The sequence below is a fragment of the Microbacterium sp. BLY genome, from assembly GCF_017939615.1.
In the GTDB taxonomy this organism is placed as follows: Bacteria; Actinomycetota; Actinomycetes; order Actinomycetales; family Microbacteriaceae; genus Microbacterium.
In genome coordinates, this window is sequence record NZ_JAGKSR010000001.1 from 1,413,179 (window position 1) to 1,439,575 (window position 26,397).

General features: G+C 70.8%; 28 protein-coding genes and 3 tRNA genes. 24 read left to right on the forward strand and 7 right to left on the reverse strand.

Annotation, left to right across the window (positions count from 1 at the left end; translation table 11 throughout):
* Window positions 1-4 precede the first annotated feature (4 nt).
* Window positions 5-1,114, reverse strand: coding sequence for a DUF4192 family protein (locus tag KAF39_RS07030; protein WP_210676609.1), 1,110 nt, complete (start codon window positions 1,112-1,114; stop codon window positions 5-7).
* A 112-nt stretch (window positions 1,115-1,226) separates the two neighbouring features.
* Between KAF39_RS07030 and KAF39_RS07035 the strand changes: the two genes are divergently transcribed.
* The 3 genes from KAF39_RS07035 (at window position 1,227) to KAF39_RS07045 (ending at window position 3,750) form a co-directional block, all read left to right on the forward strand.
* On the forward strand, window positions 1,227-1,400 hold the full coding sequence (locus tag KAF39_RS07035) for a hypothetical protein (protein WP_167627854.1): 174 nt from the start codon (window positions 1,227-1,229) through the stop codon (window positions 1,398-1,400).
* A gap of 84 nt (window positions 1,401-1,484) precedes the next feature.
* Complete coding sequence (gene cls, locus KAF39_RS07040) at window positions 1,485-2,945, forward strand: cardiolipin synthase (RefSeq protein WP_210676610.1); 1,461 nt, start codon at window positions 1,485-1,487, stop codon at window positions 2,943-2,945.
* A gap of 58 nt (window positions 2,946-3,003) precedes the next feature.
* Window positions 3,004-3,750 (forward strand): hypothetical protein, encoded by a 747-nt coding sequence (locus KAF39_RS07045; RefSeq protein WP_210676611.1) that lies wholly within the window; start codon window positions 3,004-3,006, stop codon window positions 3,748-3,750.
* Window positions 3,751-3,765: 15 nt separating this feature from the next.
* Here the strand turns inward: KAF39_RS07045 and KAF39_RS07050 are convergent, their stop codons facing one another.
* On the reverse strand, window positions 3,766-4,764 hold the full coding sequence (locus tag KAF39_RS07050; RefSeq protein WP_210676612.1) for a diacylglycerol kinase family protein: 999 nt from the start codon (window positions 4,762-4,764) through the stop codon (window positions 3,766-3,768).
* 166 nt (window positions 4,765-4,930) lie between these two features.
* Here KAF39_RS07050 and serS point away from each other — a divergent pair, with 166 nt between their 5' ends.
* The 4 genes from serS to KAF39_RS07070 all read left to right on the forward strand — a co-directional run bounded on the left by serS (window position 4,931) and on the right by KAF39_RS07070 (window position 8,479).
* Window positions 4,931-6,235, forward strand: a complete 1,305-nt coding sequence (serS, locus tag KAF39_RS07055; protein WP_210676613.1) for a serine--tRNA ligase — start codon at window positions 4,931-4,933, stop codon at window positions 6,233-6,235.
* Entirely contained in the window at window positions 6,232-7,053 is an 822-nt protein-coding gene (locus KAF39_RS07060) for an HAD family hydrolase (protein ID WP_210676614.1), read from the forward strand. The genes serS and KAF39_RS07060 overlap by 4 nt, the downstream gene beginning before the upstream one ends.
* 42 nt (window positions 7,054-7,095) lie before the next feature.
* Window positions 7,096-7,180: transfer RNA gene (locus KAF39_RS07065), tRNA-Ser, on the forward strand.
* Between the two features lie 48 nt (window positions 7,181-7,228).
* The gene (locus KAF39_RS07070) at window positions 7,229-8,479 is read left to right on the forward strand and encodes an LCP family protein (RefSeq protein ID WP_210676615.1); all 1,251 of its coding nucleotides are present in this window, start codon (window positions 7,229-7,231) and stop codon (window positions 8,477-8,479) included.
* A gap of 59 nt (window positions 8,480-8,538) precedes the next feature.
* On the opposite strand, the gene KAF39_RS07075 is transcribed toward KAF39_RS07070, so the two are convergent.
* Window positions 8,539-9,387 (reverse strand): alpha/beta hydrolase, encoded by an 849-nt coding sequence (locus KAF39_RS07075; RefSeq protein WP_210676616.1) that lies wholly within the window; start codon window positions 9,385-9,387, stop codon window positions 8,539-8,541.
* A 23-nt stretch (window positions 9,388-9,410) separates the two neighbouring features.
* Window positions 9,411-10,118 carry a two pore domain potassium channel family protein gene (locus KAF39_RS07080; protein ID WP_210676617.1) on the reverse strand — a complete coding sequence of 236 codons (708 nt, stop codon included), beginning with the start codon at window positions 10,116-10,118 and terminating at the stop codon, window positions 9,411-9,413.
* Between the two features lie 161 nt (window positions 10,119-10,279).
* Here KAF39_RS07080 and KAF39_RS07085 point away from each other — a divergent pair.
* Window positions 10,280-10,368: transfer RNA gene (locus KAF39_RS07085), tRNA-Ser, on the forward strand.
* Between the two features lie 66 nt (window positions 10,369-10,434).
* Here the strand turns inward: KAF39_RS07085 and KAF39_RS07090 are convergent.
* A complete protein-coding gene (locus KAF39_RS07090; protein WP_210676618.1) occupies window positions 10,435-10,926 on the reverse strand; it encodes a MarR family winged helix-turn-helix transcriptional regulator in 492 nt (163 codons plus the stop codon).
* A 117-nt stretch (window positions 10,927-11,043) separates the two neighbouring features.
* Here KAF39_RS07090 and KAF39_RS07095 point away from each other — a divergent pair, with 117 nt between their 5' ends.
* From KAF39_RS07095 to KAF39_RS07160, 14 genes are all read left to right on the forward strand, one after another.
* Complete coding sequence (locus tag KAF39_RS07095) at window positions 11,044-11,835, forward strand: SDR family NAD(P)-dependent oxidoreductase (protein WP_210676619.1); 792 nt, start codon at window positions 11,044-11,046, stop codon at window positions 11,833-11,835.
* Window positions 11,836-11,885: 50 nt separating this feature from the next.
* Complete coding sequence (locus tag KAF39_RS07100) at window positions 11,886-13,505, forward strand: sodium-dependent transporter (protein WP_210676620.1); 1,620 nt, start codon at window positions 11,886-11,888, stop codon at window positions 13,503-13,505.
* Window positions 13,502-13,636, forward strand: coding sequence for a methionine/alanine import family NSS transporter small subunit (locus tag KAF39_RS07105; protein ID WP_083391612.1), 135 nt, complete (start codon window positions 13,502-13,504; stop codon window positions 13,634-13,636). Before KAF39_RS07100 ends, KAF39_RS07105 begins: the two co-directional genes overlap by 4 nt.
* A gap of 84 nt (window positions 13,637-13,720) precedes the next feature.
* Window positions 13,721-14,584, forward strand: coding sequence for an AraC family transcriptional regulator (locus tag KAF39_RS07110; protein WP_210676621.1), 864 nt, complete (start codon window positions 13,721-13,723; stop codon window positions 14,582-14,584).
* A 94-nt stretch (window positions 14,585-14,678) separates the two neighbouring features.
* The gene (locus KAF39_RS07115) at window positions 14,679-15,314 is read left to right on the forward strand and encodes a GyrI-like domain-containing protein (protein WP_210676622.1); all 636 of its coding nucleotides are present in this window, start codon (window positions 14,679-14,681) and stop codon (window positions 15,312-15,314) included.
* A gap of 70 nt (window positions 15,315-15,384) precedes the next feature.
* Complete coding sequence (locus KAF39_RS07120) at window positions 15,385-16,188, forward strand: DUF1206 domain-containing protein (protein ID WP_210676623.1); 804 nt, start codon at window positions 15,385-15,387, stop codon at window positions 16,186-16,188.
* Window positions 16,189-16,329: 141 nt separating this feature from the next.
* Complete coding sequence (locus tag KAF39_RS07125; protein WP_210676624.1) at window positions 16,330-17,637, forward strand: aminotransferase class V-fold PLP-dependent enzyme; 1,308 nt, start codon at window positions 16,330-16,332, stop codon at window positions 17,635-17,637.
* Window positions 17,634-18,068, forward strand: a complete 435-nt coding sequence (sufU, locus tag KAF39_RS07130) for a Fe-S cluster assembly sulfur transfer protein SufU (RefSeq protein WP_210676625.1) — start codon at window positions 17,634-17,636, stop codon at window positions 18,066-18,068. Before KAF39_RS07125 ends, sufU begins: the two co-directional genes overlap by 4 nt.
* Before the next feature lie 62 nt (window positions 18,069-18,130).
* Window positions 18,131-18,772 carry an NADPH-dependent F420 reductase gene (locus KAF39_RS07135; protein WP_210676626.1) on the forward strand — a complete coding sequence of 214 codons (642 nt, stop codon included), beginning with the start codon at window positions 18,131-18,133 and terminating at the stop codon, window positions 18,770-18,772.
* Window positions 18,773-18,843: 71 nt separating this feature from the next.
* On the forward strand, window positions 18,844-19,503 hold the full coding sequence (locus tag KAF39_RS07140; protein ID WP_210676627.1) for a GntR family transcriptional regulator: 660 nt from the start codon (window positions 18,844-18,846) through the stop codon (window positions 19,501-19,503).
* Window positions 19,504-19,604: 101 nt separating this feature from the next.
* On the forward strand, window positions 19,605-19,850 hold the full coding sequence (locus KAF39_RS07145) for a hypothetical protein (RefSeq protein ID WP_210676628.1): 246 nt from the start codon (window positions 19,605-19,607) through the stop codon (window positions 19,848-19,850).
* Window positions 19,850-20,710 (forward strand): hypothetical protein, encoded by an 861-nt coding sequence (locus KAF39_RS07150; RefSeq protein WP_210676629.1) that lies wholly within the window; start codon window positions 19,850-19,852, stop codon window positions 20,708-20,710. Before KAF39_RS07145 ends, KAF39_RS07150 begins: the two co-directional genes overlap by 1 nt.
* A gap of 114 nt (window positions 20,711-20,824) precedes the next feature.
* Window positions 20,825-21,409 (forward strand): asparagine synthase, encoded by a 585-nt coding sequence (locus KAF39_RS07155; RefSeq protein ID WP_210676630.1) that lies wholly within the window; start codon window positions 20,825-20,827, stop codon window positions 21,407-21,409.
* Window positions 21,410-21,486: 77 nt separating this feature from the next.
* Window positions 21,487-21,559 (forward strand) — tRNA-Arg (locus KAF39_RS07160).
* Window positions 21,560-21,636: 77 nt separating this feature from the next.
* Here the strand turns inward: KAF39_RS07160 and KAF39_RS07165 are convergent.
* Complete coding sequence (locus KAF39_RS07165; protein ID WP_210676631.1) at window positions 21,637-22,572, reverse strand: LysR family transcriptional regulator; 936 nt, start codon at window positions 22,570-22,572, stop codon at window positions 21,637-21,639.
* Window positions 22,573-22,643: 71 nt separating this feature from the next.
* Here KAF39_RS07165 and KAF39_RS07170 point away from each other — a divergent pair, with 71 nt between their 5' ends.
* Complete coding sequence (locus tag KAF39_RS07170; protein WP_210676632.1) at window positions 22,644-24,374, forward strand: L-aspartate oxidase; 1,731 nt, start codon at window positions 22,644-22,646, stop codon at window positions 24,372-24,374.
* A 72-nt stretch (window positions 24,375-24,446) separates the two neighbouring features.
* Here KAF39_RS07170 and KAF39_RS07175 read toward each other — a convergent pair whose 3' ends face one another.
* Window positions 24,447-24,719 carry a hypothetical protein gene (locus KAF39_RS07175; protein ID WP_210676633.1) on the reverse strand — a complete coding sequence of 91 codons (273 nt, stop codon included), beginning with the start codon at window positions 24,717-24,719 and terminating at the stop codon, window positions 24,447-24,449.
* 136 nt (window positions 24,720-24,855) lie between these two features.
* On the opposite strand from KAF39_RS07175, the gene KAF39_RS07180 reads away from it, so the two are divergent.
* Complete coding sequence (locus tag KAF39_RS07180) at window positions 24,856-26,349, forward strand: L-serine ammonia-lyase, iron-sulfur-dependent, subunit alpha (protein ID WP_210676634.1); 1,494 nt, start codon at window positions 24,856-24,858, stop codon at window positions 26,347-26,349.
* Window positions 26,350-26,397 lie beyond the last annotated feature (48 nt).

The window sequence follows — 26,397 nt, forward strand, 5'->3', positions numbered from 1 at the left end:
GCGGTCATTCGCTCCGCCGCCCCCGGAACGCCCATTCTGGGAGGACCGCGCCGGAGATCAGGGTGTCGAGCAGCAGCGCGAGGCTGTAGGAGGGGTCGATCTCGCGCGCGAGGTCGAGATAACGGCCGGCATGGGTGGCGCGGCCGAGAGCCCAGGACAGCCAGGCGGCGACCGTGAGGGGGCCGGGACGCGCCGCCCGCGGTGCGCGCGCGGCGGCATGCCGGACGGCGAGCAGCGCGGCACGCAGTCGGTCGCCGTCCGGTGCCGCGCCGCGACCCAGGAACACGTGCGCGATGTCGTCGGGCACCCGCGCGCCCTCGGTGGCGAAGGCGAGTTGGGCCTCCATGGTCCGGATGCCCCGGCGATGGTCGGTGGCCCATTGCGCGATCGCGGTGTCGCGCACCGGCGGACGGCCGAGGCACCAGACCAGCGCCGCGACGGCCACGGCCGGCAGGGAATCCGGCGCGTCGAGCACCGACTCGAGGAACGCCGGGATGTCCTCCATCAGGACGGATGCCGCGATGACCTGCGGGTCGTGGGAGCGGGACGCGGACCTTCCGCCGAGCGCGCCGTCGAGACCCCGGAGCACGCGCGCGACCTGACGGCTCTCGCCCGCGGGCGCGGAGGGGAGCCCCGCGCCGGAGAGCTGATCGCCGGAGACGTCGCCGAGCGCGGTCGCCCCGGGTGGGGGGACGATCTCCGACAGTGAGTGCAGCACCGGCTCGGTGTCGTCGTAGCGGCCCCAACCGTCCGGCGTCACGCACAGCGCCTCGATCACCCGCAGCCCGGCCCCCTCGGCGCAGGCGAGCAGGGTGTCCACGGTGACGGCCTGCGGAAGGACGACGCCGTCGGGCGTGTGCTGCGGGTGCTCGTCGGTGTACACGACGACGGCCAGCGCGTCGGTCGCGGGGACGCGGACCACCAGCTCGACGGCGGCCGCGGCGTAGCGCGTCAGCGGGAGCGCGGCGTCCGGGAGATCGAGGCGCATCGCGCCGTCGCTGCGGGTGCCGCGGAAGGGGAGCAGGGCGATGCTCTCGCGCGGCGTGAAGCCGGCGAGAGCGGGCACGATGCCGAGGAACTGGGCGGAGTCGGAGGCGCGGAGCACGGTTGTCATGAGGAGAGGGTCGCGCGCCGCGGTGGTTCGCCACCCGCTTGAGGAGCGATGTGGACGAGAATCCTGGGAAGCGTCGCCTGTGCACGATGAGTCGCTCGCGTACGATGGATGCATGGACAACTTCTGGCTCGCCGCGGCATGGTCGCTCCTGCCGACGGTCGGCGTCAGCATCGTCTTCTTCGTCGTGCTCCGCGGCATCCTCCGGTTCGACCGCACGGAGCGCAAGGTCCACGCGCAGATCGAGGCCGAGGAGCGCGCCGCGCGCGGCCTGCCTCCGCGGGCCTGAGTCCGACCCATCCGCTACTGTGAAGCAAGCGCCGGCTGCGGTGCGCCCCAGGGTGATCATCCCTGGCGTGGGTGAGGGGGCGTGATGACCGCGGAATCCTGGGGATGGTGGGTCGCCGCCTTCGTCCTGGTGCTCGACATCATCATCCGTGTCACCGCCGTGATCGTCATCCCGCGCAACCGTCGTCCGACGGCGGCGATGGCCTGGCTTCTCGCCGTGTTCTTCATCCCGGTGGTCGGCGTCTTCCTGTTCCTCCTCATCGGCAACCCCCGGTTGCCGCGCGCGCGGCGCCGCAAGCAGGAGCAGATCAACGAGTACATCGCGGAGACGAGCGAACACCTGCATTTCGGCACGCTCCGCCCGAACGCGCCCGCGTGGTTCGGGCCGATCGTCCAGATGAACCAGCGTCTCGGCGCCCTCCCGCTCTCCGGAGACAACGGCGCGCACCTGATCTCCGACTACCAGGAGTCGCTCGACGAGATGGCCGAGGCCATCCGCACCGCGCAGGACTACGTGCACGTCGAGTTCTACATCCTCCAGTCGGACGACTCGACCGACAACTTCTTCCGCGCGCTCGAGGAGGTCGCGGCCCGCGGGGTCGCGGTGCGCGTGCTCCTCGACCACTGGGCGAACCGGGGCAAGCCGCGGTACCGGCAGACCATCGCCCGTCTCAACGAGATGGGCGCGGAGTGGCACCTGATGCTGCCCGTGCAGCCGCTCAAGGGCAAGATGCAGCGCCCCGATCTGCGCAACCACCGCAAGCTCCTCGTGGTCGACGGCAACATCGCCTTCCTCGGCTCGCAGAACATCACCGACTCCACCTACAACCTGCCCAGGAACATCCGCCGCGGCCTGCACTGGGTCGACCTGATGGTGCGGTTGGACGGGCCCGTGGTGCTGAGCGTGAACGCGATCTTCCTCAGCGACTGGTACAGCGAGACCGATGTGGTGCTCGAGGAGATCGACATCTCCCATGCCAACATCGGCTCGGGCGACCTCGACTGCCAGGTGGTGCCCTCGGGTCCGGGTTTCGAGGTCGAGAACAACCTGCGCCTGTTCCTCGCGCTGCTGTACGCGGCGAAGAAGCAGATCATGATCGTCAGCCCGTACTTCGTCCCGGACGAGGCGTTGCTGCTCGCGGTCACCGCCGCCGTCGACCGCGGCGTCGAGGTCGAGCTCTTCGTGTCGGAGGAGGGCGACCAGGCGATGGTCTACCACGCCCAGCGCAGCTACTACGAGGCGCTGCTGCGCGCGGGCGTGCGGATCTGGATGTATCGCAAGCCCTACATCCTGCACACGAAGAGCCTCACGATCGACGACGAGGTCGCGGTGATCGGCTCCAGCAACATGGACATGCGCTCCTTCGGTCTGAACCTCGAGGTCTCGATGCTCGTGCGCGGTGAGGAGTTCGTCGCCGAGATGCGCGAGGTGGAGGACAAGTACCGGTCGCTGAGTCGCGAGCTCACGCTCGAGGAGTGGATGCAGCAGCCGCTGCGCTCGACCGTGCTGGACAACCTCGCACGGCTCACCTCCGCCCTGCAGTGACGACGGGGCGCGTCAACCCCCGTTTCGGTCGGAGGACCGCGCGGGTACCCTGAGGGGCATGACTCCCCGCAGGCTCGTGCTCGCCGTGTCCTCCGCGCTCGCCGCGGCACTCGTCCTCGCCGGCTGCACCGTCGGCCCGGGCGGCGCTGCGCCGCATTCGACCTCGGACCCGTCCAGCGGGCCCGGGAACGCCGGCACCGGCGACGACCAGGACGACATGGACGGCGTCCTGCTCGATGACGGTCGGATGTTCGCCATCGTGAGCTGGGGCTCGTCGACCTGCGTCCCGCAGATCGAGGACGTCTCCGCGGACGGACAGCGGGTGTCGGTCACCCTCGTCGAGCCGGAGGCAGACGGAGCCACGGAGCAGGCGTGCACGGCGGATCTCGCCCCCCGCGCGAGCCTCGGAGCACTGCCGGAGGGCGTCGATCCGACCAAGGACGTGACGCTCGTGGTGACCGCCGCCGACCTGATCGACGAGATCGACGTGGAGGGCGACCCGGACGCCACCGCCGCACCCGGGTCCTCGACCGAGTACCAGCCCTCGGCCGCCTGGTTCGACGACGGCGGGCTCGTGCTCCTCACCTGGGGCTCGTCCGGGTGTCCCCCGGTGGTCGAGTCCGCAGAGGCCGACGGAAGCACCGGCACGGTGACGTTCGTCACGGACGAGAACCAGGCATGCACGATGGACATGGCGCCGCGGGGCACCGTCATCGAGTTCCCCGAGGACGACGTCGACGACGACGCGCCGTTCCAGCTGACGCTCGTCGGCGGCGGCCTCGACGGCACGGTCGAGGTGCGCTGACCCTGGAAGCCTCCGTCAGAGGATGTGCACGGGGTGGCCGGCCGGCAGCGCCAGCAGGAGCGCGCCCGGGTCGGCCCGGCACGTCACACGCACCGCGGCGCCGAACTCGTCGCCGTCGAGTTCGACGGGAACGGGGCCGGGAGCGGCCGCTTCGGCGCGTGTTCCCCGGAAGTAGTGGACCGAGGCGTCCGACCCGCGGCGCTCGAGCACGATCCGCCCGGCGCGGAACCGGCGGAGCACCGAGTTGTCCCACCAGATCTTGCGCCAGACGCCGAGCCAGCCCAGCACGCCCGTCGGCTGGATGACGGCGACGTCCAGCGTCGCGTCCGTGATGGAGGCGTCCGGGATGAGGGAGATGCCCGCGGGGAGGGTGCCGCAGTTCGCGAAGAGGATACTGTGCACCTTCGTCGAATGCAGTCGTCCCGTTCCGATCTGGTACACCGCGCGGAACGGCCGAGCGCGCGGCAGCGAGCGGGCCGCGCCGTCGACATAGGCGATCCACCCGACGGACTTCTTCAGATCCGCACGGGTGTTCGCGATCATGTCGGCGTCGAGGCCGATGCCGGCGAGCACGACGAACGCGTGCTCCTCGGCGGTGCCGTCCTCGCGGGTCAGGCGCGCCCACCCGATGTCGATGGGATGCCGGAAGTCGCCGAGGGCGGCCCGGATCATCTCGGCGGGGTCGGTGAGGGAGAGCCCCAGGTTCCGCGCGAGGAGGTTCCCCGTGCCGCTCGGCAGGATCGCGAGGGGGACGCCCGTGTTCGCCATGGCCTCCGTGACCGCGCGCACGGTGCCGTCCCCGCCCGCCACGAGCACCACGTCGACGCCGCGCGCCAGGGCCTCGGCGGTGGCCCCCTGCCCCGCGTCCTCCAGGGTCGTCGGGTAGAACGCGGGGTGCGCCCACCCGGCCTCGCGGGACAGATCACGGACCTGGGTGCGCAGTCGCTTGCCGTCGACCTTCACCGGGTTGTACACGAGTGCCGCCTGCTGCAGGACGGGAGGACTCGTGGTCATGGCGCTACTCTAGACCGGCATCATGCGAGGCGACCCCTGTCGGGTGAGGGGCCAGGGTGAGGTGAGGGATCGCCGCTGACCACCTCATGGAGGACGACGACGGCGAGGGCGCGGTGCGGCATCCCCGCGCTCCGGCACCCCCGCGCACACCTCGTAGACTTGCGGCATGATCGACCTCGCACTCCTCCGCGAAAACCCGGAGATCGTCCGCCGTTCGCAGGCTGCCCGTGGCAACGACCAGAGCACCGTCGACGTCGCACTCGAGGCCGATCGATCGCGTCGGGCCGCGCTGGCCGCCTTCGAGGAGCTGCGGGCCGAGCAGAACGCCTTCGGCAAGCAGGTCGCGAAGGCGCCCAAGGAGGAGAAGGCCGCCCTGGTGGCACAGGCCAAGGACCTCGCCGACCGGGTGAAGCAGGCCCAGCATGCGGCGAACGAGGCGGCCGAGGCCGCGTCCGCGGCGCTCGCCCGCATCGAGAACGTCGTCATCGACGGGGTGCCCGCCGGTGGCGAGGCCGACTTCGTGGAGCTGCGCCGCGTGGGCGAGGTGCCCGCCTTCGACTTCGAGCCGAAGGACCATCTCGAACTCGGCGAGATGCTCGGAGCCATCGACATGGAGCGCGGCGCGAAGGTCTCCGGCGCGCGCTTCTACTTCCTGCGCGGGATCGGGGCGCGTCTCGAGATCGCCCTCATGAACCTGGCCCTCGACAAGGCCCTGCAGAACGGTTTCGTCCCGCTGATCACGCCCACGCTGGTGCGCCCCGAGATCATGCAGGGGACGGGCTTCCTCGGCGAGCACGCCGACGAGGTCTACCACCTGGACAAGGACGACGACCTCTACCTGGTCGGCACGAGCGAGGTCGCCCTCGCCGGCTACCACAAGGACGAGATCGTCGACCTCTCGCGCGGCGCCCTCCGCTACGCCGGATGGTCCACCTGCTACCGGCGGGAGGCCGGATCGCACGGCAAGGACACCCGCGGCATCATCCGCGTGCACCAGTTCAACAAGCTGGAGATGTTCGTCTACACCACCGCCGAGGACGCCGAGGCGGAGCACCTGCGCCTGGTCGCCCTGCAGGAGGAGATGCTGACCTCGCTCGGCCTCGCCTACCGCGTGATCGACGTCGCCGCGGGCGATCTCGGGTCGAGCGCCGCGCGCAAGTACGACATCGAGGCCTGGGTGCCCACGCAGGGGGCCTTTCGCGAGCTGACCTCCACGTCGAACTGCACGACATACCAGGCGCGGCGGCTGGACGTGCGCTACCGTCCTGCGGCCGAGGACGGCGCCGCGGCGCCGAAGACCCAGCACGTCGCGACGCTCAACGGCACGCTGGCGACCACGCGCTGGATCGTCGCCCTGCTCGAGACCCACCAGCAGGCGGACGGCTCGGTGCGTGTTCCCGAGGTCCTGCGCCCCTACCTCGGCGGACTCGAGGTGATCCGCCCGCTCGCCGACGAGGGGAGCGCCCGATGACGGCCCCCTGGCTGATCGGCCTGGACGTCGACGGGACCATCATCCTGCAGGACGAGACGATGAGCCCCGGGGTGCCGGAGGCCGTCGCCCGCGTCCGGGACGCCGGGCACCTGGTGACCATCGCGACCGGGCGCAGCTGGATGGCCACGCGCCGCTACGTGGAGGAGCTCGGCCTCACGGCCGATCACGTCGTGTGCTCGAACGGAGCCGTGACGATGCGCCGCCACGGAGACGACTGGGAGCGTTGGCACGTCGAGACGTTCGACCCCACTCCCGTGCTGGAGCTGCTGCGCGATCGGCTACCCGATGCCCGCTACATGGTGGAGCTCGGTTCCGGGCAGCGTCTGTTCACCGAGCAGCTCGACGACTGGACCCTCGACGGCGGACGCCAGGTCGACTTCGACGAGCTCGGCGCCCTCCCCGTCTCCCGCATCGTCGTCGTCTCGCCGGGGCACGACGAGGACGACTTCCATCGACTCGTCGCCGACGCCGGTCTCAACGAGGTCTCGTACGCGATCGGGTGGACCGCCTGGCTGGACATCGCGCCTCAGGGCGTCGACAAGGGCACGGCGCTGGAGCGCGTGCGGGCCGAGCTCGACCTCGATCCCGCGCGGGTGCTGGTCGCCGGCGACGGGCGCAACGACATCGGGATGTTCGGCTGGGCGCGCCGTGGTGGCGGTCGTGCCGTGGCCATGGGGCAGGCGCCGGCGGAGGTGAAGGACGCGGCGGGGGAGATCACCGCCGATGTCGAGCAGGGCGGTCTCGCGACGGCTCTCGACACGCTTCCAGCGCCCGTCCAGGTCGACGCAGGAGAATAGAACTCGGCTAGACTCGCGCCTGGTCGGCAGGAGTTCCTGTCGGGAGGGTTGTCCGAGCGGCCGATGGAGCTGGTCTTGAAAACCAGTGGGCAGAGATGTCTCGTGGGTTCGAATCCCACACCCTCCGCTTCCTGAGCGCGGTCCCCCCGCCGTCGCCGAATTCGAAAGGGCCCGAGTGAGCGAGAACACCCGCCGCCGACGCACCGTCGCGCGACACGGCCAGCTGCGCTCGCCGGGGCCGGTCAGTCAGCTCCTGAAGTTCCTCTCGATCGCGATGGCCGTGGTCCTCATCAGCGGCATCGGCGTCGCCGCCTACGTGTACGTCGATCTGTCCAGCACGGTCTCCGCGAATGCCGTGGACCTCGACGGGCAGGAAGACCTCCCGCCGGACATCAGCGCCTACAAGGGCGGCTTCAACCTCGTCCTCACCGGTGTCGACACCTGCGAGGACGACTACAAGCAGTACTTCGGCGATCGCTGCTCCGGCGACGACGCCGAGGGCAATCTGAACGACGTGAACCTGCTCGTCCACGTGTCCGAGGAGCCGCGACGCATCACCGTCGTGAGCTTCCCGCGCGACCTCATGATCCCGATCCCCGAGTGCGAGGACGAGAACGGCAACGCGACGGCGGCGATGAGCAAGCAGCCGCTGAACGTCGCGTACTCGGACGGCGGGCTGAACTGCGTCGTCCGCACGATCTCGGCCCTGACCGACCAGGAGGTCCAGTTCGCGGCCTCCGTGACGTTCGGCGGCGTCATCGAGATCACGAACGCGATCGGGGGCGTCGACGTCTGCCTCGCCAACCCGATCCGCGACCGGTACACCGGCCTCGACATGGCCGCCGGCACGCACACCGTGCAGGGCCTGGAGGCCCTCCAGTTCCTCCGCACGCGCCACGGCGTCGGCGACGGCAGCGACCTGGGCCGCATCGGCAACCAGCAGCAGTACATGTCCAGCCTCGCCCGCAAGCTCATCAGCGGCGAGGTGCTGGGCAACGTGCCCGTCATGCTGAAGCTCGCCAACACGGGCATCCAGAACCTCGAGACGAGCACGTCGCTCGCCGACCCGATGATGATCGTGCAGATCGCGCTCGCCGTGAAGTCGGTGCCGTTCGAGGACATCGTCTTCGTGCAGTACCCGACGCTGACCGACTGGGACAACCCCAACAAGGTCGTGCCGAACGACGAGGCCGCCGCCACCCTCTGGGACGCGATCGAGGCCAACGCGCAGCTGCAGATCACCCACCAGAACAACAGCAATGACGGTGTGGTCGTGCAGGAGCCTGCCACGCCGACGGAGCCGGCCACGCCGACGCAGGAGGCATCGCCCGCCCCCACGACCTCTCCCGATGTGGTCGCCCTGCCCGACTCGATCAAGGGCAACTCGGCCGCTCAGCAGACCTGCTCGAACGGCAACGTGCGCTGATCGACCCTCAGGCGCTTCGCGGACGGTAGACCGTGGGCGAGTCAGGCGAGTCAGGCGAGTCAGGCGAGTCGCCTGATCCGAGCGGTGAACCGGTCGATCGTCACGGTGAAAGCGGGCTCTTCCGGGCGGTTCAGATGGCCGTGGGTGGTGCCCGGTTCCACGACGGTCGTCACATCGACTCCCGCAGCGCGGAGCGAGTCGGCGAAGGCCTCACCGGAAACCCGCAACTCATCGGTTTCATCGTTGACCATGATCGTCGGCGGGAAGTCGGCAAGGGCCTCGGGCTCCGCCGTCCCGGGAATGGCATAGGCGTCGGCGGCGGCGATGTCGCCGCCGAGATAGTTCTCGTACATGCCGCGGACGAACGCCGGCGGGAACACGTCGGCCTCCGGCGCGGCGTCCAACAAGGTGCGCAGCTCCACAGGAGGAGCGGCTTGCACGGCGTGGAGCGTGGGGTAGGCGAGCACTGCGAGGGACGGCCTCGGGCCGGGGTCGTGGGACAAGCGAAGTGCCGCGCCGGCAGCGAGGTTTCCCCCGGCGCTGGCGCCACCGATCGCCCAGCCGCGCGTCGCTGGCCTCGATGACACGGCCCAGCGGAACGCCGCGACCACCTCGTCATGAGCGATCGGGTACGACGCGCCTTCCCGCTCGGGTGTGCCGAGTCGTGCGCTCCACTCCGCTGTCACGGGTGCTCGTGCATAGTCCACGCTCGCGACGAGGATCCCGCGGTCCGCGAATGCCCGCGCCACCGCATCGGCCTCCGGCATGTCCAGGTCGCCGCCCGCGAAACCGCCGCCGTGCGCCCAGACGAGTCCATGACCGGTCGGCGAGTGCGGCGAGTACACACGGATCCGGAGGGGGCCATGCGGTCCTTCGAGGATATGGTCCTCACGGGGCGACGTGCTCATCCGACTCAGAGTAGCGGTGCGGCTCAGGTCGGCGTCGATGTGCGGCGCTGCGCGCTCGCACCGCGCATGATCCGGGCGACCGCCGTGATGAGGAAGAACTGTCCGGTGATGCCCTCGGCGACGGCGATGCCCTGGACGCCCGGCGCGACCGGGACGAGGTTGCCGTACCCCGTCGTGGTGAGGGCGGTGAACGAGAAGAAGAGCTGATTGCCGAGCGAGTCGCTCGCGGTGTCGCCGAAGAGCGGGGTGGCGAGCAGCAGTGAGAGCAGGTTGTAGACGAAGGCGAAGAACATGCCGACGAGGATGTAGGCCGTCACGGCCGCGAGGAGCGCCTCGACGTCGAGCCCGCGCCGGGTAACCTGATGGGCGATGATCGCCCACGGAGAGATCAGCAGGGTGATCATCGATGCCGCGGACAGTGCGACGGCGAGGGCGGGGCTGTCCGTGGCGAAGAACGCGGCGAGGAGGGCGGCCACGCCGGCGACCGAGAGCACCACCCAGGACACGCGCTGCACGAGGGCGCGCGCCCTCGTGACCCGGAAGACGATCGCCACGGTGATCAGCATCGCCAGGAACGCCCAGGGGCTGGGAATGGTGCTGGGTTGTGCGGCGCACAGGCCGTAGCTCACGGCGAGGAGCAAGAGGACGGTGGCGTACCCGATGGCCCCGCGTCTCGGGTCGGCCGGTGCGACGAGGGGTGTGCGGGCGTGCGCTCCGGAAGTCTCGGACATGGTCTCTCCTCTCGCGCCCGCGGGGGCGGACCCCGGAACGTGCGGACAGTATCGCAGGGTGATCGGCCTGCGCGGAGGACCCCTCGGGGCCGGCGGTTCGTGACCGTGCGCCGGACCCGTTATGATGGTGGGGTGCATCCGTGCTTTCGGGTCGGATGCCTGGAGACGTCGCATAGTCCGGCCTAGTGCACCACCCTGCTAAGGTGGAGTCCCCTTACGGGGACCAGGGGTTCAAATCCCCTCGTCTCCGCACGGAGAAGCCCCGACGAGTCCGCTCGCCGGGGCTTTCGTGTTCCCGGACGCGGGCGGGCCCTCCTCACGCCCTCGTCTGCGGTGCCCAGGCAGGCTCGGGCGAGAGTGCGGCGGAGATCTTCCGGCTGGCCGTGCCGAGCTGCCGTGCCTGCGCCGGGGTCAGGGTGTCGAAGACGACGCGGCGGATGAGGGCCTGGTGTGCGGGAGTCGACTCCTCGACCTTCCGGTGCCCCGCCTCCGTGAGGATGCCGAGGGTGAAGCGCCCGTCCTCCCCATCGACCTCGCGACGGACCCAGCCTTTCGCCTCCAGGCGGGTGATCGCGCGAGAGAGCCGGGACAGCGTGCTGTTCGCGTAGCCGGCGAGGACGCTGAGCCGGAGCGTGCGCTCCGGTGCCGCATCGAGGGCGAAGAGGAGGCCGTGTTCGAAGTGGGTGAGTCCGCTGTCCCGTTGCAGCTGCGCGTCGAGGGCGGCGGGGAGGCGCTCGAGGAGGGTCGCGAGCGCCGACCAGACGTCCAGCTCATCGGCACTCAAGGGGGCGGAGGAGGATGGCGACATTCCTCCACCGTAGCGGTCGAGCCGTGCTCTTCGCTTGCGTGGGAAAGTGATCGCTGGCTAGTATGACTTGCTCAGGCAAGTAAAGCGGATGCGACCGCGCGATCGGAAGAGGGACAGATGGAACTGGGGCTGCGCGGCACGAGGGCGTTCATCAGCGGATCGAGCCAGGGGATCGGCTTCGCCATCGCCTCCGCGCTGGCGGCCGAGGGCGTCGACGTCGTCCTCAACGGCCGCGACGAGCGCAAACTCGATGCCGCCGTCGACCGGCTGCGCGCCACCCATCCGGAGGTGGCCGTCTCCGGGCTCGCCGCGGACTTCACCGATCCCGGTCAGGTGGCCGACCTGACGCAGCGGCTCGGTGCCGTCGACATCCTCGTCAACAACGTCGGCCTCTTCGGGCTCGCCGACTTCGCGGACATCGCCGACGAGGACTGGACGCGCTACTTCGAGGTGAACGTGATGAGCGGCGTGCGCCTCTCCCGGGCCCTCCTGCCGCGGATGCGGGAGCGCGGCTGGGGGCGCATCGTCTTCGTCAGCAGCGAGTCCGGCGTGAACATCCCGGCCGACATGGTGCACTACGGCGTGACGAAGGCGGCGATGATCGCCCTCGGGAATGGGGTGGCCAAGCTCACCCGCGGTACCGGGGTGACGGTGAACACCGTCCTGGGCGGACCGACCTATTCGGAGGGCGTCGCGGCGAGCGTCGCGGCGGTCGCCGACGCCCGGTCCGTCTCCGTCGAGGCGATGAAGCAGGCGATCATCGGGCAGAACGCGACGACACTGCTCGAGCGCTTCCTCGACCCCTCCGAGATCGCCGACCTCGTCGTGTATCTGGCCAGCACCCGCTCATCGGCGACCAACGGCGCGGCTCTGCGTGCCGATGGAGGAGTGCTGACGACGGTGCTGTGAGGGCGGTCGAAGAGTCGCCCGGGAATGCCCGTTCGGGTATCCTCGCGGGCATGCCTGAACCCACCCAGACGCCGCAGCGCGAAGCCTTCGGCTCCCGGAACGTGTTCATCCTCTCGGCCATCGGCTCGGCCGTGGGGCTCGGGAACATCTGGCGCTTCCCGTACGTCGCCTACGAGGGGGGCGGCGGCGCCTTCCTCATCCCGTATCTGTGCGCACTGCTGACCGCCGGCATCCCGCTGCTCTTCCTCGACTATGCGATCGGCCACCGCTTCCGTGGCTCCGCGCCGCTCGCCTTCCGGCGCCTGCACCGGGCCGCCGAGCCCCTGGGATGGTGGCAGGTGCTGATCTGCGTCGTCATCGCGGTGTACTACGCGGTGATCGTCGCGTGGGCGGGCATGTACACCTGGTTCTCGGCGCAGCTCACCTGGGGTGCGGGCAACGAGAACGACTTCTTCTTCGTCGACTTCCTGCAGTCGGCCGACGTCGCGGAGGTCGGCCTGTCCGGGGAGTTCGTGCCGCAGGTGGGCCTGCCGCTGATCGCGGTGTGGCTGATCGTCATCGTCATCATGGCACTCGGCGTCAAGCGCGGCATCGGCCGCGCCAACATGATCCTGATGCCGCTGCTCACCCTCATGTTCGCTGTGCTCGTGGTGCAGGCGCTCTTCCTCCCCGGCGCCCTGGACGGTCTCAACGCGTTCTTCACGCCGAACTGGGAGGCCCTCGCCGACCCGGCCGTCTGGGCCTCCGCCTACGGGCACATCTTCTTCTCGCTGTCCGTCGCATTCGGGATCATGGTCACCTACGCCTCGTACCTGAAGCGGAAGACCGACCTCACCGGCTCCGGGCTGGTGGTCGCGTTCGCCAACTCCGGGTTCGAGATCCTCGCCGGCATCGGCGTCTTCGCGGCCCTGGGCTTCATGGCCCAGGCGCAGGGCACCGACGTCTCCGGCGTCGCGACCTCGGGCATCGGTCTCGCGTTCGTCGCCTTCCCGACCATCGTGTCGCAGGCGACCGGCGGCTCGATCATCGGTGTGCTGTTTTTCGGGGCCCTCGTGTTCGCGGGCATCACCTCGATGATCTCGATCCTGGAGGTGATCGTCGCGGCGCTGCAGGACAAGCTCGGCTGGGCGCGGGTGCGCACCACCCTCGTCGTCTCGATCCCGCTGGCGATCATCTCCGCCGCGCTGTTCTCCACCACCACCGCGCTGTCGGTGCTCGACACCACCGACGCCTTCGTCAACGCTTTCGGCATCATGGCCGTCGCCCTCGTCGCGGTGATCGTGGTGGCCTGGGTGCTGCACCGGCTGCCGCAGCTGCAGGAGCACCTGAACCGCCGGTCGAGCTTCCGAGTCGGTCTGCTGTGGCGCCTCCTCGTGGGCGTGCTGGCCCCGCTCGTGCTCGGGTACCTGCTGGTCTCGGAGCTCCTGGCCAAGATCGCCGAGCCGTACAGCGGCTATCCCGGCTGGTTCCTCGGCGTCTTCGGCTGGGGCATGGTCATCGCGCTGGTGATCGGGGGCGTGCTGCTGTCGCTCGTGCCGTGGAGCCGGCGATCGCGAGCGAAGGACGACGTCGGGTACGACGACTTCCTCGATCAGGAGGACTACGACGCCGATCCGGAGACGACGAGCATCGCCGTCCCGGCCGCGCAGACGAAGGGAGCGGGAGCATGACCACCACCGCGATCGTCATGATGATCATCGCCATGGTCACCGTGTGGGGCGGTCTCCTCGCCGCCGTGGTGAACCTCGCCCGGCACCCCGAGGTGGAGGACACGGAACCGGCGGTCCCGGTCGAGCTCTGACCGGTCGGCCGACCGCATCGGACCGGAACGATCGGGTGCGATCGGGGGCCGCGGCGACACGATGAGGGGGAAAGGAGGATCCCCGTGATCGGCACGCTCAACGCCCTGGTCGACCTCGTGGACGCGGAAGGCGGACAGGAGATCGACATCGCCGCGTTCGCCCGCGCGCACGGCACCACCGAGTACCACCTGCGCCGGATGTTCTCGGCCTTGGCCGGCATGTCGGTGACCGAGTACGTGCGCCGTCGCCGGATGACGCTCGCGGGCGCCGAGCTCGCCGCCGGGGCGCCGAGTCTGCTCGACGTGGCCGTCCGGCACGGCTACGGCTCGACCGAGGCTTTCGGCCGGGCGTTCCGCGCCGTGCACGGCATCGGACCGGCCGACGCGCGTCGACACGGGGGTCCTCTCCGCACACAACCCACGCTCCGGTTCCGCCTGAGCGTCGAAGGGAGTACCCCGATGGACGTCACCATCACCCGCCGTCCCGCGTTCGTCCTCGCCGGCCATGCCGCCGAGGTCCCGCTCATCCATGTCGGCGTCAATCCGCACATCCAGGAGCACATCGCCGGCATCCCGCCGGAGGAGCACGCCCGCCTCAAGGCGCTCGGCGACGAGGAGCCCGCGGGCATCCTCGCCGTGACCGCCGACATCGACCCGGACGCCCCCGAGGGGACGCCGCTGACCTACCTGCACGGCGTGGCCGTCCGCCAGGGGACGGCGGTCCCGGACGACCTCGACACCCTTCCCGTGGTCGAGGGAGCGTGGGCCGTGTTCGCCGCGAGCGGGCCCTTCCCCGAGACCCTGCAGGAGCTCTGGGCCGCCACCGCCACCGAATGGTTCCCCTCGAATCCGTGGCGGCTGCGCCCCGGACCCTCGATCGTCCGCTACCGGGAGTTCACCGGCGACACGGCCTCCTGCGAGCTCTGGCTGCCGGTCGAGGAGGGCTGACGGCGACATCGGGTCGGGTCCTCCGGACTCGACCCGATGTCGGTGCCCGGTGGCACACTGAGCGAACCGGCGGATGAACGCGAGAGGCAGACCCATGGCGGCGATCGATCCCAAGAGGACACTCGACGCGTACCAGGCGAAACGAGGGGCCTTCCGCACCCTCGAGGTGCCGCCGCTGACGTATCTCATGGTCGACGGCGCCGGCGACCCGAACACCGCTCCTGCGTTCTCCGACGCGGTCGCGGCGCTCTACCCCCTGGCGTACACCCTGAAGTTCACCACCAGGGCCGAGCTCGGGATCGATCAGGTCGTCATGCCCCTGGAAGGGCTCTGGCATGCCCCCGACATGGCCTCGTTCACCACCCGACGGGACAAGTCGACGTGGCTCTGGACGCTCATGATCATGGTCGGGGATCACGTGACCCCTGCCTTCTTCGACCGCGCCGTCGAGACGGTCGCAGCCAAGGCCGCGAAGAAGGGGGAGGAGCTTGCCGCCCTGACGGCGGTCCGCCGGGAGGTGCTCGACGAGGGCCTGTGCGTGCAGACGCTGCACGTCGGACCGTTCGACGATGAGGGTCCCGTGCTGGAAGAGCTGCACGAGCGCTTCGTCCCGGAGCACGGACTGCGGATGCGCGGGCGACATCACGAGATCTACCTCAGCGACCGCCGTCGGACGGCCCCGGAGAAGCTGCGCACCATTCTGCGCCAGCCGGTGGAACGGATCGCCTGAGCGCTGGCGCACCGTGCGCGCGGAAAGCAACCCCCTGATCGGGAATGCGCGCGGCGGATACCCTTCGAGCATGAGCAGCGTCAAGCACGCGGCGCGGGTGGCGAAAGACTCGACCGCGTTCCGCCGGACCGCCCGCGCGGGTTTCGTGGTCCTCGGCATCATCCACATCATCATCGGCGCGATCGCCATCACGATCGCCGCGGGCGGGTCGGGGGACGCCGACCAGGACGGCGCGATGGAGCAGGTGCGCAACAACCCGATCGGCGGGCTGCTGCTGCTCGCGATCGCCGTCGGGCTCCTCGCGCTCGCGGTGTGGCAGGTGGCGAGCGGCTTCCTCGCCGCCGACCCGGCCGAGACGAAGAAGTGGGGCAAGCGGCTCAAGCTCTTCGGCATCTCCGGTACCTACCTCGTGATCGCCGGTCTGGCGCTGGTCTACGCCGTCGGTGGGAGGGCGGAGTCCTCCGACGCCTCGAAGACCCTGAGCCAGGTGGTCCTCGCCGCACCCGGCGGGGTGGCGCTGCTCGTGGTGATCGGTCTCAGCGTCATCGGTGTCGGCATCGGCTTCATCATCGGCGGGATCATGCGCTCCTTCCGCAAGCTCATCGACGTGCCGACCGGAGCCGCCCGCGCCGGCGTGATGGCGCTCGGCATCGTGGGCTACATCGGCAAGGGCATCGCGGTGGGCGTGACGGGCGTGCTGTTCGTGGTCGCCGCCGTGACGCAGGATCCGGAGAAGGCCGCGGGTCTCGATGCCGCTCTGCACAGCCTGCTCTCCCTGCCGTTCGGCCGTTTCATCCTCGGGGCGGTCGGCGTCGGCTTCGCGCTGTACGGCGCCTTCTGCATCGCGCGGGCCCGCCTCGCCCGCATGTCCTAGCCCCTCCCGCGCACGACTTCGGAGATCGCCCGCCGACGCGCCGTCCCGCGGCCGTACGGCCCGGGGAGTCTCGTCCCGCCTCCGAAGCTGTGCTCGCCCGGAGCCGGACCCCGGTCGCCCGGAAGATGGGAGACTGGAACGATGAGCGCTTCTCCCGGAGTCGACGTGATCACCCCGCTGACCGAGACCGAGGTGCAGCGGATCCGTGAGGACTTCCCGATCCTGCACGCCCGCGTCAACGGGCACCCTCTCGCGTACCTCGACTCGGGGGCGACGTCACAGCGCCCGGCGTCGGTGCTCGACGCCGAACGGCGCTTCGCGACGACCATGAACGCGGCGGTCCACCGGGGCGCCCACACGCTGGCCGCCGAGGCGACCGAGCTCTTCGAGGACGCCCGCAGCACCCTCGCCCGGTTCGTGGGGGCCGATGACGAAGAGATCGTCTGGACCTCGAACGCCACCGAAGCCGTGAACCTCGTCGCCTACGCGCTCTCCAACGCCTCGCTCGGCCGGGGCGGAGCCGCCGCCGAACGACTGCGGCTCCGCGAGGGCGACGAGATCGTCACCACCGAGATGGAGCATCACGCCAACCTCATCCCGTGGCAGGAGCTCGCGGCCCGCACGGGTGCCACGCTCCGCGTCATCCCCCTCGACGATGACGGCGCGCTCCGTCTCGACGTGGCCGCGGAGCTCATCTCCGAGCGCACTGGCCTGGTCGCCTTCACCCACGTCTCGAACGTGCTCGGCGTGATCAATCCCGTCGAGGACCTCGTCGCGCTCGCCCGCGAGGTGGGCGCGCTCACGCTGCTCGACGCCTGTCAGTCCGCGCCGCACCTGCCGCTGGACGTGCACGACCTCGGCGTGGACTTCGCGGTCCTGTCCGGCCACAAGATGCTCGGGCCGACCGGGATCGGCGCCCTGTACGGCCGGCGCGAGGTCCTCTCCGCGATGCCGCCGTTCCTGACCGGTGGCTCCATGATCACCACGGTCACCACGACCGAGGCCGAGTACCTCCCCCCGCCCCAGCGCTTCGAGGCCGGGACGCAGCGGGTCTCGCAGGCGATCGCGCTCGCCGCCGCCGTCGATTACCTCTCCGGAGTGGGCATGGAGCGCATCGCGGCGCACGAGGCCGCGTTCGGGCGCCGTCTCGTCGACGGGCTGAGCGCGATCGACGGCGTCCGAGTCCTCGGGGCGGGGATCGCGCTGCCGCGGGTGGGGCTCGCGAGCTTCGACGTCGCCGGCATCCACTCGCACGATGTCGGACAGTTCCTCGACGACCAGGGCATCGCGGTCCGGGTCGGGCACCACTGCGCGCAGCCCCTGCATCGCCGGCTGGGGGTGACCTCGTCGACCAGGGCGAGCACCTATCTGTACACGACCGTGTCCGAGGTGGACGCGGCCATCGACGCGGTCGCCGGGGCGATCGCCTTCTTCCGGAGGGGCGCATGAGCGACCTGCAGAACCTGTACCAGGAGCTGATCCTGGACCACTCGCGCACGCCGCACGGGTTCGGTCTCCGCGAGGAGATCCCGGCGCAGTCGCACCAGCTCAACCCCACCTGTGGGGACGAGGTCACCCTGCAGGTGCATCGCGGTCCGGATGGCGGTGTCGAGGCGATCGCCTGGGAAGGGCACGGCTGCGCGATCTCGCAGGCGTCCGCCTCCCTCCTGGCCGAGCTCGCCGAGGGACTCACGGTGGAGGAGCTCGAGATGCGCATCGCTGCGTTCCGGGAGGCGATGCGCTCCCGCGGCCGGATCGAACCCGACGAGGAGCTCCTCGGCGATGCCGCAGCGCTCGGCGGGGTGTCGCGGTACGTGGCCCGCGTGAAGTGCGCCATGCTCGCCTGGGTGGCGGCCGAGGACGCGCTCACGCGCCTCTGACCGCGAGGCTTCGCGCAGCTCCCCGCCGGGAATAGCCTCGCGCCGCAGACGTTGGGGCGAGCATGACAACTCTCGGAATCATCGGAGCAGGCAACATCGGCAGCCAGATCGCCCGGGTGGCGGTGGCGAACGGCTATGACGTGGTGATCGCGAACTCGCGAGGACCGGAGACGCTCGCCGACCTCGTCGCCGAGCTCGGGCCGAAGGCCCGGGCGGCGACCGCGGAAGAGGCGGCCGCCGCCGCGGACGTCGCCGTGGTGACCGTGCCGCTGCACGCGATCGATCGGCTCCCGGCCGCACAGCTCGCCGGGAAGATCGTGCTCGACACGAACAACTACTACTTCGAGCGCGACGGGCACATCGAGGCACTGGACAAGGGCGAGACCACGACGTCCGAGCTCGTGCAGGCGCAGCTGCCCACGTCGAAGATCGCCAAGGCCTTCAACCACATCTACGCCGCGGACATCACGACGGACGGCGCTCCGGCCGGTGCCCCGAACCGGCGGGCCCTGGCCACGGCCGGCGACGACGCGGACGCGGTGGCGTTCGTGACGCGCTTCTATGACGAGGCCGGTTTCGACACGGTCAACGTCGGTCCGCTCAGCGAGTCCTGGCGCGTCGAGCGCGACCGCCCGGCCTATGTCGTGCGCCAGAACGCCGAGGAGCTCACCGCGAACCTCGCACGCGCGAACCGGCGTCCCTGAGGCCCCGCACTTCCGCCCGGTCTGGGATACCAAAGTTGGCCGATCCCAGGCCGGGATGCGACAATGCCCAGATGGCGGGGGCTATAGGGGCGAGCGGGGAACTCGAGTCGGTCAGGGTCACGAGGATCCTCCGGGACGACATCGTGCTCGGTCGGCGCGCTCCCGGGTCGCGGCTCGTGGAGCGGGACATCGCCGCCGAGCTGCACGTGTCCCGTCTGCCGGTGCGCGAGGCCATCCGCACCCTCGTCGCGGAGGGCGTGGTGGTGGCACGTCCGCGCACCTGGGCCGTGGTCCGGGAGTTCACGCATGACGACATCCGCAACTTCGCGGAGGTGCGGGAAGCGATCGAGACGCTCATCTTCGTGTTCGCCGCCGAGCGGCACGATGCGGCGGGGCTCGCGCGGCTGCGGGCGACGTACGAGCGCGAGCTCGTCGCGGCTCGATCCGGGGACGGCGAGGCGGCGCGCAGCGCGGCGGCCGCGTTCCACGAGGTGGCCGTCGACCTCGCGGGCAACGAGATGCTGGGCGAGCTGATCTCGGTGTTCCTCACGCGGTTGCGCTGGCTGTTCGGTCAGCACGACGATCTGGAGGCGATGGCGGAGGAGCACCGGGTCATCCTCGATGCCGTCGCTGCGCGGGACGTCGCGACGCTGCGCCGGATCGTCCCGCTGCATCTGGCCAGTGGCCAGGCCGCGGCCGAGAACCGGCTGGCGCGCAGCGCCGGGCGCTGACGCGAGGCGCCCGCCAAGACGACCCCGGCGCGCGGCGCTCCGGTTGTATCCTTGTCCGGTCGGAGTCGGTCCGGTCTGTTCGCGTTGTCCTGGGGAGCGAGATGCGAAGTCTTGCTGTCGTCGTCGGGGGGATCCTCCTGCTCGGTGGCGCCGCCCTCGTCGTGGTGGCCGACCAGCAGCGGGCCGCCGACCTCGCGGCGGTGAAGGCCGAGATCGCCCGGATCGAGCTGGTGCTCGAGGAGTCGCAGAGCGACAACCTCGCCCTGGCCGAGCGGCTCACCGACCTCCGCTCCCGGATCGCCGAGCAGGACGCCGAGCTGTCCGACACGACGGGCTTCCTGAAGTGATGCGTCGCGCGCTGGCGGTGGTGGTGGCGGCGGCCGTGCTGCTCGCGGCATCCGTGACCGCGCGGGCGGAGGGGCTGGAGCACGAGCGCGCGGAGGCGCTGGCGGAGCTCGCCGTCGTCGCGGCCCGCTCCCAGGACGCCGCGCAGCGCACCGATCATCTGTCGGGTGCGATCGCGCAGGCCGAGCAGGACACGGCCGATCGGGCGGCGGTCCTGGCGGTGCGGCCCGCTTTCCTGAACGAGCTGTCGACCCTGGCCGCGGCGCTCCGGAACGCGGACGGCAAGGTCGACACGGCGGTGCAGCTCGCATCGGCGCGTTCGGCACAGGAGACGGTGCGCGCCGAGCGCACGGACCCGGACACGGTGGTCGCGGCGACGGCGACCCTGCGCGCGCTCACGCAGAAGGTCGGCACCGAGGTCGCCGGTTGGCAGGCCGCGCAGACGGCCGGCCCCGGCGGTCCTCCGTGGTCGTCGAGCGGGCCCGACGGGTACGCGCGCGTGCGGGCGGCCCTGGACCGGGTGGGCGGGGGTGGCGTCGGGCTGTACGAGTCGTCGTCGTGCGCGGGCGGCACGGCTCCCGCGTGCGCCAACAGCAACGGCTACATCAAGTACCGCGCCGACATCGCGGGATGGAGCGAGGGGCGGCTGAACTGGGCGATGGCACACGAGCTCGCCCACATCTACCAGTTCCGCGTCTGGCGCACCCTGACCTCGTCGAACGCGTACGCCGCGATGTTCGGCGGCGACCCGGAGTTCCTCGCGAACTGCATGGCGGTCGTCCGGGGGTTCCCCGGCTCGGTGGGCTGCTCGGGGGAGCAGCAGACGTGGGCGTCGGGGATCTGGGTGGGCGTCGTCGGCTGACCGCGAGCCGCCGCCACTCGCGGATGTCGGAGGTCTGCGAGATGCTGATCGGGAGCCGTTCCGGCCGAGACTGCGCGGCACCGATACCGGTACGCTCGAAAGGAGGAGGTGCCGGTGGGACGGACTGCGGATGCCATCGCCGAAGGCGTCGCGATCGCGACGGCCGCTGCGCGCCTCGCCGTGAAGAATCACATCCTCATCGGCACGATCGCGGAGGGCGGCGTCTTCGACCTCGACAAGTACGTCGAGGATGCCCGTGCCGCCCTCGGGGCGATGGCGGAGGAGTCCGAGGAGGCGGCTGCCACGGTCACGGCGCTGCGGAAGCGGGCACGGGGCCGGCACTCCGATCCGGTCGGCACGCATGACTACCGGGATCGCGACGTGCGCAACCTGCGACGCCGGGCGAAGCAGTCGCACGGCGTCGCCCAGCGGCTGCGCGAGATGATGGACGACCGCGCCCAGCTCGAGGGCATCGTCGAGGAGGCGCGGGCGGCGGCCTGGGCCGACGTGCGGCACAATCTGGACCGCCGGCTGCGCGTCGAGGGCATGCGACCGGATCAGGACCCGGACTACGCGCGTATGCGTGAGGCGCGGATGCAGGCGCTGCGACTGGTCGATCTCCAGGCGCTCTCCTCGGAGCAGCGGGCGAAGGAGAAACGGCGCAAGAAGCAGGAGAAGACGGCCGCCAAGGCGGACTGAGGCCTCGTTTCGCTTTCCGCTCTCGTCTGTTGTAGGCTGGTCGTCGGCCCGCTGGGCGGTAAAACACCGCGGGTCCTGCGCCTCTAGCTCAATGGATAGAGCATCTGACTACGGATCAGAAGGTTGGGGGTTCGAGTCCCTCGAGGCGCACACTGTGTTGAGACAGTACAAGAACCCCCGTCGCGGAAGCGGCGGGGGTTCTTGCTGTTCCCGGGCGAATCCTCCGGTCAGAGCAGGCTGGTGATCGCGGGGTCGCGCTCGGCGAGGTCGGCCGCCGTGGCCATGATGGCGGTGCGCATCGCCGACACCGCGACCGCGGGGGTGACGTCGGAGCGGTGGGCGAGGCTGATCGTCCGCGACATCGCGGGGTGGGCGAGTCGCGCGGACCGCAGCGCGGGGCGTTCGAACAGCACCATCGCCGGGACGACCGCCACACCGACACCTCGTTCGACGAAGCGCAGCACCGCATCCATCTCGGCGCCCTCCAACGCGAGGGTCGGGGTGAGGTCGGCGGCCCGGAAGGCGGCGTCCATCGCGGCCCGCAGCTCGTAGCTCTCGTCGAACTGGATGAGCGGGAGAGTGGCGAGGTGCGCCAGGCTCACGGACGGGCCATGGGTGACCGGAGGCGCGGACGCCGACGAGATCACCACGAGTTCCTCGGCGAGCAGCGGGACGTGGGTGAGGCTGACCCCCGCGGGCACCGGACCCTCGGACTGGGTGACGAGGGCGATGTCGACGGCGCCGACCGCGAGCTGCTCGACGAGCAGCCGGGAGCCGCCCTCGGTGAGGTGCAGGTCGATGCCGGGGTGCGCGGCGTGGAACGAACTGAGGGCTTCCGCCACGAGGCTGATGCAGAGGGTGGGAGGCGCACCGAGGCGCACGCGGCCGCGGCGGAGCCCCGCGAGCTCGGCCACCTCGTCGCGGATGGCGTCGGCCTCCGCGAGCATGCGCTGGGCGCGGGGGAGCAGGGTCTCGCCCGCGGCGGTCAGGGCGATGTGCCCGCGCGCCCGGTGGAACAGCTCGGCGCCGAGCTCCCGCTCGAGCGTGGAGATCTGGCGGCTCAGCGACGGCTGGGCGAGATGGAGGTGCTCGGAGGCGCGGGTGAAGTGTCCGAGGCGGGCGACTTCGACGAACCCGCGGAGCTGCTCGAGGTTCATATCCATAGCGTACCCGCATGGTTTCCAGACGAACTATGCATTGGAGTTATTAGGATCGCCTAACTAGCGTCGAGAGCATGAATGCACCCGAACGACAGATCTCCACCACGGTCCTCGTGATCGGCACGGGAGGCTCCGGGCTCCGCGCCGCGATCGAGGTCGCCGAGCACGGCGTGGACGTGCTCGCCGTCGGCAAGCGCCCGCGGCAGGACGCCCACACGTCGCTCGCGGCCGGCGGCATCAACGCGGCGCTCGGCACGATGGACGCCGAGGACAGCTGGCAGCAGCACGCCGCGGACACCATCAAGGAGAGCTACCTCCTCGCCAACCCCCACACCGTCCAGATCGTCACCCAGGGCGCCGAACGCGGCATCCGCGACCTCGAGCGCTGGGGCATGGACTTCGCCCGCGAAGGGGACGGCCGCATCTCGCAGCGCTTCTTCGGCGCCCACACCTACCGCCGCACCGCCTTCGCCGGCGACTACACGGGCCTCGAGATCCAGCGGACCCTCGTCGCCCGCGCCGAGCAGCTCGACGTGCCCATCCTCGACAACGTCTACATCACCCGCCTCCTCGTGCGCGACAACGTCGTCTTCGGCGCCTACGGGTTCGACCAGGCGGACGGCACGCGCTACCTGATCCACGCGGACGCGGTCATCCTCGCCGCCGGCGGACACAACCGCATCTGGCGGCGCACCTCGTCGCGGCGCGACGAGAACACCGGAGACTCGTTCCGGCTCGCGGTCGATGCGGGCGCGCGACTCCGCGATCCCGAGCTGGTGCAGTTCCATCCGTCCGGCATCATCGAGCCCGAGAACGCCGCGGGGACGCTCATCTCGGAGGCGGCGCGCGGCGAAGGCGGCATCCTGCGCAACGCGCTCGGGGAGCGCTTCATGGAGAGGTACGACCCCGAGCGGATGGAGCTGTCGACGCGCGATCGCGTCGCCCTCGCCGCCTACACCGAGATCCAGGAAGGACGCGGCACCGAGAACGGCGGCGTCTGGCTCGACGTGTCGCACCTGCCCCGCGAGACGATCATGACCCGGCTGCCGCGCGTCTATCAGACGATGATGGAGCTGCAGATGCTCGACATCACGGCGGAGCCGATCGAGATCGCACCGACCGCGCACTACTCGATGGGCGGTGTGTGGGTGCGGCCGGACGACCACCGGACCGACGTCGAAGGGCTGTACGCGATCGGGGAGGCGTCGAGCGGACTCCACGGGGCGAACCGTCTCGGCGGCAACTCCCTCATCGAGCTGCTCGTCTACGGGCGGATCGTCGGCCAGGCGGCCATGGCGCATGCGGCGGGGCTGGACGCGCAGCGCCGTTCCGCGGAGGCCGTGGCGGCGGCGCGGGCCGAGATCGACGACCTCCTCGCCGCCGAGGGGCGGGAGAACGTCCGGGCGCTGCAGCGCGCGATCCGCAACCTCATGACCGAGTACGCCGGTGTGGTGCGGTCGGAAGAAGGGCTGAAGGCGGGCCTCGCCGACCTCGACATGATCGAGGGGCGGATGGAGGACATCGGCATCCACCCGGACATCGCCGGATTCCAGGACCTCGCCCATGCGTTCGACCTCAAATCCTCCGCGCTCGCCGCCCGGGCGACGCTGGAGGCGGCCCGGGAGCGTCGGGAGACCCGCGGCTGCCACAACCGCAGCGACTTCCCGGACACCGATCCCACCCTGCAGGTGAACCTCGTCTGGTCGCCGACCGCCGGCGTGACGCGCGAGGAGATCCCCGCGATCCCGGCCGAGATCGCCGAACTCATGCGCGACGTCGACACCACCGGCAAGCTCGTCGAGTAGTCCTCCGAGACCCCGCCGACGCGCCGAGACCCCGCCCAGCAGACGTCTGCAGGGCGGGGTCTCGCGGAGGAGTCAGTCGACGCCGAGGCCGACCGCCTCGTGATCGGGCTCGGGGTCGTCGCGCTTCGGGGCCTTCGGCTCCTCGCCGGGGGACTTCTCGGTGCTGGGCTCCTCCAGCTCCTCGGTGCTCGGCACCTCGGCGGGGTCGGCGTCTTCGGGGGAGTCCGCCTGCTCCGGCGTCGTCGCCTCGCCCTCCGAGGTGTCGGAGGCCGGTGTCGGCGTCGGGGTCTGCGCCTCTGCGGAGAGGTCGTCGTTCGCGGTCGGTTCGGGAGTGCTGTCGGTCATGATCGTCCCTTTCTGCGATGTCGTCCGCCCAGCCTGCCTCCGTCTCCGCGCGAGATGAAGGGCCTTGACGCGGGCGCACCCGCTGCGCGGTTAGTCGCGGTGAACCGGAGTCCGGAAGTCGGCGTAGCCTGGAGGGGTGACTGCGTACGTCTCGGCCTTCGACCTGTTCTCCATCGGGGTCGGTCCGTCCAGCTCGCACACCGTCGGCCCCATGCGGGCCGCACTCGACTTCGCCCGGCGGCTCTCGGCCTCCGGGGAGCTCGCCCGCGTCGGCGGCGTGGAATGCACCCTGTACGGCTCCCTCGGAGCGACCGGCATCGGCCACGGCACGCCCGACGCGGTGGTCGCCGGGCTTCGGGGCCTCGAACCGGAGACCTGCGACCCGGCGGACGTGCGCGCGGCCTGGGCCGCCTACCCGGAGGGCGAGGGCCTGCGGATCGACGGCGCCCACACGGTGCCGTTCCGGAAGGACGACATCGTCTTCGCGCCGCGCACCCGTCTGCCCGGCCACCCGAATGCGATGACGCTCATCGCCCGGGACCGCGACGGCCGGACGCTGTTCGAGCAGACGTACTACTCGATCGGCGGCGGGTTCATCCGGCGCGAGGGGGAGGAGGCGCGCCTCGCCACCGGCGCCTTCCCGCACCCGTACGCCGACGCCGCCTCCCTGCTCGCCCTGTGCGATGAGCACGGACTCTCCATCGCCGAGGTCGCGCGACGCAACGAGACCGCGCTGCGCAGCGAGGAGGAAGTCGCCGCCGGTCTCGACGCGATCTGGGATGCGATGGCGGGCTGCGTGGACGCGGGCCTCCACGCGGACGGCGTCCTCCCCGGCATGCTGCAGGTGAAGCGTCGCGCCGGCACGATCCGCGCGCAGCTCGAGGCTGTCGAGGCCGACGGCCATCGGGAGCTCCCGGGCGAGTGGCTCGGGGCGTTCGCCCTGGCCGTGAACGAGGAGAACGCGGCCGGTGGCCGCGTGGTGACCGCCCCCACCAACGGCGCGGCCGGCATCCTCCCCGCGGTGGCCATGTACTGGTGGCGCTTCCTCGCCGACTCGGGGCTGGGAGCGGGGAACGCGGTGACCCCCTACGGCGAGCTCGTGGGCAGTGCGCTGCTGGGGTTCGACGGGGGCGCGCCGTCCGCCGCGGCTCTCGACGGGGAGGACGCGGAGATCGCCGAGGCCAACCGGCGCCGCGGCATCCGACGGTTCCTGCTGACGGCGACGGCCCTGGGCTCGCTGTTCAAGGCCAACGCCTCCATCTCGGGGGCGGAGGGCGGTTGCCAGGCGGAGGTCGGGTCGGCCTGCGCGATGGCGGCGGGCGGTCTCACCGCCGTGATGGGCGGGACGAACCGGCAGATCGAGAACGCGGCGGAGATCGCGATGGAGCACCACCTCGGCCTCACGTGTGACCCGATCGGCGGTCTCGTGCAGATCCCCTGCATCGAGCGCAACGCGATCGCCGCCTCGACCGCGGTCACCGCCGCCCGGCTCGCTCTCCGCGGTGACGGCAGTCACTATGTCTCCCTCGATGCGGTCGTCGAGACCATGCGGCAGACCGGTGCCGACATGTCGACGAAGTACAAGGAGACCAGCGAGGGCGGTCTCGCCGTCAACGTCATCGAGTGCTGACCGAGCCGACCCACCCCCTTGTGTGCGTCCCGGCCCCCTGCGTGCGGA

Bases quoted from the DNA above. Each gene is read 5' to 3' on its own strand.
- KAF39_RS07095 (WP_210676619.1), top strand. From the start codon at position 11,044: ATGGAACTGGGGCTGCGCGGCACGAGGGCGTTCATCAGCGGATCGAGC.
- KAF39_RS07050 (WP_210676612.1), bottom strand. From the start codon at position 4,764: ATGACCACGAGTCCTCCCGTCCTGCAGCAGGCGGCACTCGTGTACAAC.
- KAF39_RS07140 (WP_210676627.1), top strand. From the start codon at position 18,844: ATGGCGGGGGCTATAGGGGCGAGCGGGGAACTCGAGTCGGTCAGGGTC.
- cls (WP_210676610.1), top strand. From the start codon at position 1,485: ATGACCGCGGAATCCTGGGGATGGTGGGTCGCCGCCTTCGTCCTGGTG.
- KAF39_RS07045 (WP_210676611.1), top strand. From the start codon at position 3,004: ATGACTCCCCGCAGGCTCGTGCTCGCCGTGTCCTCCGCGCTCGCCGCG.
- KAF39_RS07120 (WP_210676623.1), top strand. From the start codon at position 15,385: ATGAGCAGCGTCAAGCACGCGGCGCGGGTGGCGAAAGACTCGACCGCG.
- KAF39_RS07030 (WP_210676609.1), bottom strand. From the start codon at position 1,114: ATGACAACCGTGCTCCGCGCCTCCGACTCCGCCCAGTTCCTCGGCATC.
- KAF39_RS07100 (WP_210676620.1), top strand. From the start codon at position 11,886: ATGCCTGAACCCACCCAGACGCCGCAGCGCGAAGCCTTCGGCTCCCGG.
- sufU (WP_210676625.1), top strand. From the start codon at position 17,634: ATGAGCGACCTGCAGAACCTGTACCAGGAGCTGATCCTGGACCACTCG.
- serS (WP_210676613.1), top strand. From the start codon at position 4,931: ATGATCGACCTCGCACTCCTCCGCGAAAACCCGGAGATCGTCCGCCGT.
- KAF39_RS07175 (WP_210676633.1), bottom strand. From the start codon at position 24,719: ATGACCGACAGCACTCCCGAACCGACCGCGAACGACGACCTCTCCGCA.
- KAF39_RS07035 (WP_167627854.1), top strand. From the start codon at position 1,227: ATGGACAACTTCTGGCTCGCCGCGGCATGGTCGCTCCTGCCGACGGTC.
- KAF39_RS07090 (WP_210676618.1), bottom strand. From the start codon at position 10,926: ATGTCGCCATCCTCCTCCGCCCCCTTGAGTGCCGATGAGCTGGACGTC.
- KAF39_RS07145 (WP_210676628.1), top strand. From the start codon at position 19,605: ATGCGAAGTCTTGCTGTCGTCGTCGGGGGGATCCTCCTGCTCGGTGGC.
- KAF39_RS07115 (WP_210676622.1), top strand. From the start codon at position 14,679: ATGGCGGCGATCGATCCCAAGAGGACACTCGACGCGTACCAGGCGAAA.
- KAF39_RS07060 (WP_210676614.1), top strand. From the start codon at position 6,232: ATGACGGCCCCCTGGCTGATCGGCCTGGACGTCGACGGGACCATCATC.
- KAF39_RS07170 (WP_210676632.1), top strand. From the start codon at position 22,644: ATGAATGCACCCGAACGACAGATCTCCACCACGGTCCTCGTGATCGGC.
- KAF39_RS07075 (WP_210676616.1), bottom strand. From the start codon at position 9,387: ATGAGCACGTCGCCCCGTGAGGACCATATCCTCGAAGGACCGCATGGC.
- KAF39_RS07105 (WP_083391612.1), top strand. From the start codon at position 13,502: ATGACCACCACCGCGATCGTCATGATGATCATCGCCATGGTCACCGTG.
- KAF39_RS07125 (WP_210676624.1), top strand. From the start codon at position 16,330: ATGAGCGCTTCTCCCGGAGTCGACGTGATCACCCCGCTGACCGAGACC.
- KAF39_RS07150 (WP_210676629.1), top strand. From the start codon at position 19,850: ATGCGTCGCGCGCTGGCGGTGGTGGTGGCGGCGGCCGTGCTGCTCGCG.
- KAF39_RS07135 (WP_210676626.1), top strand. From the start codon at position 18,131: ATGACAACTCTCGGAATCATCGGAGCAGGCAACATCGGCAGCCAGATC.
- KAF39_RS07080 (WP_210676617.1), bottom strand. From the start codon at position 10,118: ATGTCCGAGACTTCCGGAGCGCACGCCCGCACACCCCTCGTCGCACCG.
- KAF39_RS07165 (WP_210676631.1), bottom strand. From the start codon at position 22,572: ATGGATATGAACCTCGAGCAGCTCCGCGGGTTCGTCGAAGTCGCCCGC.